5 protein-coding genes are annotated in these 5195 nt (G+C 43.8%); 4 read left to right on the forward strand and 1 reads right to left on the reverse strand.

From position 1 onward, the window contains the following. From lgt to AB4653_RS21620, 4 genes are all read left to right on the forward strand, one after another. A partial coding sequence (lgt, locus tag AB4653_RS21605; RefSeq protein WP_372105314.1) for a prolipoprotein diacylglyceryl transferase occupies window positions 1-488 on the forward strand: 488 nt, incomplete at its 5' end. Window positions 489-497: 9 nt separating this feature from the next. Further along, window positions 498-1349, forward strand: a complete 852-nt coding sequence (locus AB4653_RS21610) for a thymidylate synthase (protein ID WP_009848438.1) — start codon at window positions 498-500, stop codon at window positions 1347-1349. A gap of 144 nt (window positions 1350-1493) precedes the next feature. Beyond that, window positions 1494-2885 (forward strand): winged helix-turn-helix domain-containing protein, encoded by a 1392-nt coding sequence (locus tag AB4653_RS21615; protein ID WP_009848439.1) that lies wholly within the window; start codon window positions 1494-1496, stop codon window positions 2883-2885. A gap of 217 nt (window positions 2886-3102) precedes the next feature. Continuing rightward, entirely contained in the window at window positions 3103-3579 is a 477-nt protein-coding gene (locus AB4653_RS21620) for a hypothetical protein (protein ID WP_009848440.1), read from the forward strand. Window positions 3580-3885: 306 nt separating this feature from the next. On the opposite strand, the gene AB4653_RS21625 is transcribed toward AB4653_RS21620, so the two are convergent. Further along, window positions 3886-5031 (reverse strand): Na/Pi symporter, encoded by a 1146-nt coding sequence (locus tag AB4653_RS21625; protein WP_017102996.1) that lies wholly within the window; start codon window positions 5029-5031, stop codon window positions 3886-3888. Between the last annotated feature and the right edge of the window lie 164 nt (window positions 5032-5195).

Below are 5195 nucleotides of genomic sequence, written 5' to 3' on the forward strand. Positions count from 1 at the left end.
CGATGCTTTGGTATGCCAAAAAGAACGGTCGAACCTTTTTTGGTGTCGCTGACATGATTGCACCATTGGTTCCATTTGGTTTAGGTATGGGCCGCATGGGCAACTTCATGAACAGTGAGCTATGGGGTCGTGTGACTGATGTGCCATGGGCGATTGTATTCCCTAACGGTGGTCCACTTCCTCGTCACCCATCTCAGCTTTATGAAATGGCGCTTGAAGGTATTGTACTGTTCTTCATCTTGAACTGGTTCATCAAAAAGCCTCGCCCTCTTGGTTCTGTATCAGGGTTATTCCTAGCAGGATATGGTACATTCCGCTTCCTAGTTGAATACGTACGTGAACCTGATGCTCAGCTAGGTTTGTTCGGTGGATTTATCTCTATGGGACAAATTTTGTCACTGCCAATGGTTATCATCGGTGTGCTGATGATGGTTTGGGCATACAAGCGTGGTCACTACAAAGATGAATTACCACAACAAACGAAGTAAGGAATTGGTGTGAAACAGTATTTAGATCTCTGTCAGCGTATCGTTAATGACGGTACTTGGATTGAAAATGAACGCACAGGCAAGCGCTGCCTAACCGTAATCAATGCTGACCTTGAATATGATGTAGGTAATAACCAATTCCCACTGGTAACAACACGTAAAAGTTTTTGGAAAGCCGCAGTTGCTGAGCTGCTTGGCTATATCCGTGGTTACGACAATGCTGAAGATTTTCGTAAGCTAGGGACTAAAACTTGGGATGCGAATTCTAACCTGAATGAAGCATGGCTAAATAACCCTTACCGCAAGGGTGAAGACGACATGGGCCGTGTTTATGGCGTTCAAGGACGTGCATGGGCAAAACCTGATGGCGGTCATATCGACCAACTGAAGAAGATTGTTGATGATCTAACGAACGGCATTGATGACCGCGGCGAGATCTTAAACTTCTATAACCCAGGTGAGTTCCACATGGGTTGTTTACGTCCGTGTATGTACAGCCACCACTTCTCTCTACTTGGTGACACTTTGTACCTAAACAGTACTCAGCGCTCTTGTGATGTTCCATTAGGCCTGAACTTCAACATGGTTCAAGTGTATGTGTTCCTAGCAATCATGGCGCAAATTACTGGTAAGAAAGCGGGTGTGGCTTACCACAAGCTGGTTAATGCTCATATCTACGAAGATCAACTCGCACCTATGCGTGATATCCAGTTGAAGCGTGAGCCTTTAGCGGGGCCAACATTCCATATCAATCCTGAGATTAAGTCTTTAGAAGATTTGGAAACGTGGGTGACGATGGATGACTTCTGGGTTGAAGGCTACGAATGCCACGAAGCGATTAAGTACCCATTCTCGGTTTAATCTAATCTGCTTTGTTTGACTGACTGACTGACTGATTGATCGAAAGGCTGCCTCTGCGCAGCCTTTTTTATTTCTGATGCTTGGCTTGCTTACTATTCGTAAAACCAATAATCTTGAGTGGTCTTTTCTAACCACAGAACTACTATGACTCGCTCGCATTGCTTTGTATTGCAACACGACTTTCCTATTTCTTTCTACCCTGATAAAAACCAGTTGGTGATTGATAGTGAAGAGATTCATTTAGAGCCACTACAAGCAAGGCTGCTCAGCTATTTCATCGACAAGCGCGGGCAAGTGGTTAGTACGCAGCAGATAGCTGCTGATGTCTGGCAACGAACTCAAGTGTCTGACAACTTGGTCAGACAGGTCATCAGTTTACTGCGCAGTCAGCTTCAGGATAAAGTACGTCCGTATCGCATCATTCAGACCATTCCTAAGCAAGGTTATCTGTTCGATATTGAGATAATTCAGCCTAGCGTTGAGACTACTCCCGTAGTAGAAATTCCCCCACCTGAAATCAAAGTTGTTTCTAAGCCTAAAAATAAAACCATCGCCCTGATTACAACCGCAGTATTCTCTATTGGCTTAATAGCAACTTGGGCATGGCAAAGCGATATCCCAACCAATGACACAGCTGTTATTTCTGCGCCTCAAAGTGATGTGATTCCCGTTTATATCCATGACATAACACTCGATTCTGCGGACGATTATGAGATGTCGGAAAGCGTGTACAACTACCTATTCTACGGGCTGAACTCAGCGAGAAATTTATCGGGTTACCACTTCTCTCAGCTCTCGAAACAGGGCAAGCAATCACTTGCCAATAATGGTGTCGAACTCAAAGGTTGGCTCAAGCAAAAGGGCAGTAATTATATACTGAGCGTGCTGATACAAAACAACCGCCAGCCCAATCAAAGCCAGAAAGTGGAAAAGAGCTTTAGCCAAGATAACTTCTTTGATGCCATTGGGGATGTGATTCTTGAGATCAAAGCCATTATTGCCCCAATGAGTTCAGAATACGGTGTCGTCAGTCATCGAGTGACTTCTATTGATAACTACGATGATTGGAAGGTTATTTCAGAGGGAATATCGCTTTTCTACCAAGGCAAAGGTGGACAGCCATTTGCAGAGATCGCACTTCAGTTGGATACGATTCAACAGCAAGGAAGAGACAATTATTTGGTCAATGCCTTATTGTCGTATTCGGAATCTTTGGCTTATTTGCAAAGTCATGAGCAAGAAGATCGCGAACATGCACTGCAACTGGCAAAGCAAGCCTTTGAGATGAACCCACGTTGTGATATTGCCAACCTTACCTTGGGTCTTGCACTGTTAATCAACCAACATGCCAATCAAGCTTTCCCTTACCTTTTTTATGCGGCCGAAAGTACACCGAGCCCTATCAGTTTTTATCTACTTAGTGTGGCTGACAAGCTGTCGGATAACCCAGAAGGTTCGCAATACAACTATCAGCGCTATACCGAAGTGAAAAAAGAGTATAATGGCCAACTGTTTGATCTTATTGAATCTTTATAAAAAACAAACCTTTCCTAAACCACATAATTCTCTTTGAAGTGAAGACGTTGAGTTACCGCTAATAGTAACGGCTCTTCTGCAAGGTTTTCTTGTGCCGACAGGCTTCTCAACATGTTTGATTATTGTTTGGAGTCAGGCTCGATTGCCTTGCATCAAGCGTAAAAACATCGACTTCCACATACTGGTCACCAAATCATTAATTATTTGGGGTACACACATGTTGAAGAAGTTTGCTTTTCAGATCATTCCAATTCAGATCTTCTTATTCGTCTTTTGGTTCAAAAATGGCTTTGTCGATAAAGTGATGGGCGTTGTGCTTGGCTTTATTACGCCAGATACCGCTTATTCAGGTGATACTTGGGCTGGCTGGAAAGGCTATATTGTAGGTACTTGGGATAAGAGCCAAATCGGTCATGCTTTACTGAGCCCTACGTTCGATTTTATGTTCCCTATTCTGATTGCTTTGCAATGTGTGCCATTTTTATTGGTTCTTCGTTCAGTACTAGCAGGTGAGTTCATGTCTGGCAAGGAGCGTCCGTGGTTACTCTATGCTGCCTTTGCTTCTCTGTTTGTGACGGCTTGTATGGCTTTCACTCAAACCATCACAGGTGCAAGCGATGGGCAGTATCTATGGCAACTTATCGGCTTTGGCATGGTTGCCATTATGTATCTGCGTAATGAGCAAGGTAAGTAAGCGTTTCTTTAGATGCGAGATAAGGGGAGTTAGATACAAGTAGAAGAGATTCGGGATACTAAGATCAAAAACCCCCGTCATTCCCTATCACGCTCGTTCCTCGCTGTAGGGAATGACGGGGATATATAGATGCGAGTAAAACGGGCTTTTCGTTACTCGCTCACTCGCATCCATCCTGTATCTGCTTTCAACTTGTCACTCGCTACTCCAATCTTCTTTTTGTTTCCCACATCTGCCTTTCAGAAAAGAAAAAGCCCGCAACCTAGGAGGTTGCGGGCTTTGCTATAAGCGATGTTTGTTTTGCTATTAAGCTGTCAGTGCTAACACGCTACCAGGCAGTACAAGGAATACCGCAACAAGATAACCAGCTACTACAGCTTTGTTTTTCACTGCCATGTCTGAAATGATATCAGCTGCTTTCACTGGCAGTTCACGTAGGAACGGAATACCAAAGATGAATACCGTTGCCATGATGTTGAACACCAAGTGTACTAGAGCAATCTGTAGTGCGAATACTGCGAACTCACCAGATACTGCTGTCGCTGCTAATAGCGCGGTAATACACGTACCGATGTTTGCACCTAAAGTGAATGGGTAAACGTCACGTACTTTAAGAACACCTGAACCAACTAGTGGAACCATCAAGCTTGTTGTCGTTGAAGAAGACTGAACAAGGATAGTCACGATAGAGCCAGAAGCGATACCGTGGATAGGACCACGACCGATTGCGTTCTTTAGAATCTCACGAGCACGGCCAACCATTAGGCTCTTCATTAGCTTACCCATTACCGTGATAGCTACGAAGATAGTCGCGATACCTAGAACGATAAGCATAACCCCACCAACAGTGTCGCCAAACGTTGATAGTGGCTCTTTAATCGCACTTACAACAGGCTTAGTGATTGGCTTGATGAAGTTAAGACCACCCATGCTCATATCACCTGTTGCTAGCATCGGTGATACTAACCAGTGAGAAATTTTCTCTAGAATACCAAACGCCATCTCTAGTGGTAGGAAGATAGCAACGGCTAATAGGTTAAAGAAATCGTGAATCGTCGCACTTGCGAATGCACGTTTGAACTCATCTTTACAACGAACATGACCAAGGCTAACTAGCGTATTGGTTACTGTAGTACCAATGTTTGCACCCATGATCATAGGGATTGCTAGCTCAACAGGTAAACCACCTGCCACAAGGCCAACGATAATTGAAGTAACTGTACTTGATGATTGAATAAGGGCTGTTGCCACTAAACCAATCATTAAGCCTGCAACTGGATGTGAAGCAAATTCGAAAAGAACTTTTGCTTGCTCGCCTGTTGCCCATTTGAAGCCTGTACCAACCATTGAAACTGAAAGTAATAGTAGGTAAAGCATGAATGCCAAGTTAGCCCAGCGTAGCCAACGAGTTGTGCTCGAGATAGGCGCTGCTGCAGTAGTAGCTTGGTTCATAATGTTTTCTCCATTGGACCGTTTTAGTCTGTGTTTGGTCTGTTTGTTTAATCTGAGCGTGATGTTAGAGAACAAATATTTCAGTAATATTACATTTTGGTTTAGGTGAGACTTTTTTGTGATGATTTGCTCTTTAAATATTTGGTCTTGAAATGGTGGTGGCT

This window comes from Vibrio sp. 10N.222.48.A3, assembly GCF_041475345.1.
GTDB classification, from domain to species: domain Bacteria; phylum Pseudomonadota; class Gammaproteobacteria; order Enterobacterales; family Vibrionaceae; genus Vibrio; species Vibrio tasmaniensis_A.

Excerpts from the sequence above, each read along its gene's own strand:
- AB4653_RS21615 (WP_009848439.1), top strand. The coding sequence starts at position 1,494 with ATGACTCGCTCGCATTGCTTTGTATTGCAACACGACTTTCCTATTTCT.
- AB4653_RS21625 (WP_017102996.1), bottom strand. The coding sequence starts at position 5,031 with ATGAACCAAGCTACTACTGCAGCAGCGCCTATCTCGAGCACAACTCGT.
- AB4653_RS21620 (WP_009848440.1), top strand. The coding sequence starts at position 3,103 with ATGTTGAAGAAGTTTGCTTTTCAGATCATTCCAATTCAGATCTTCTTA.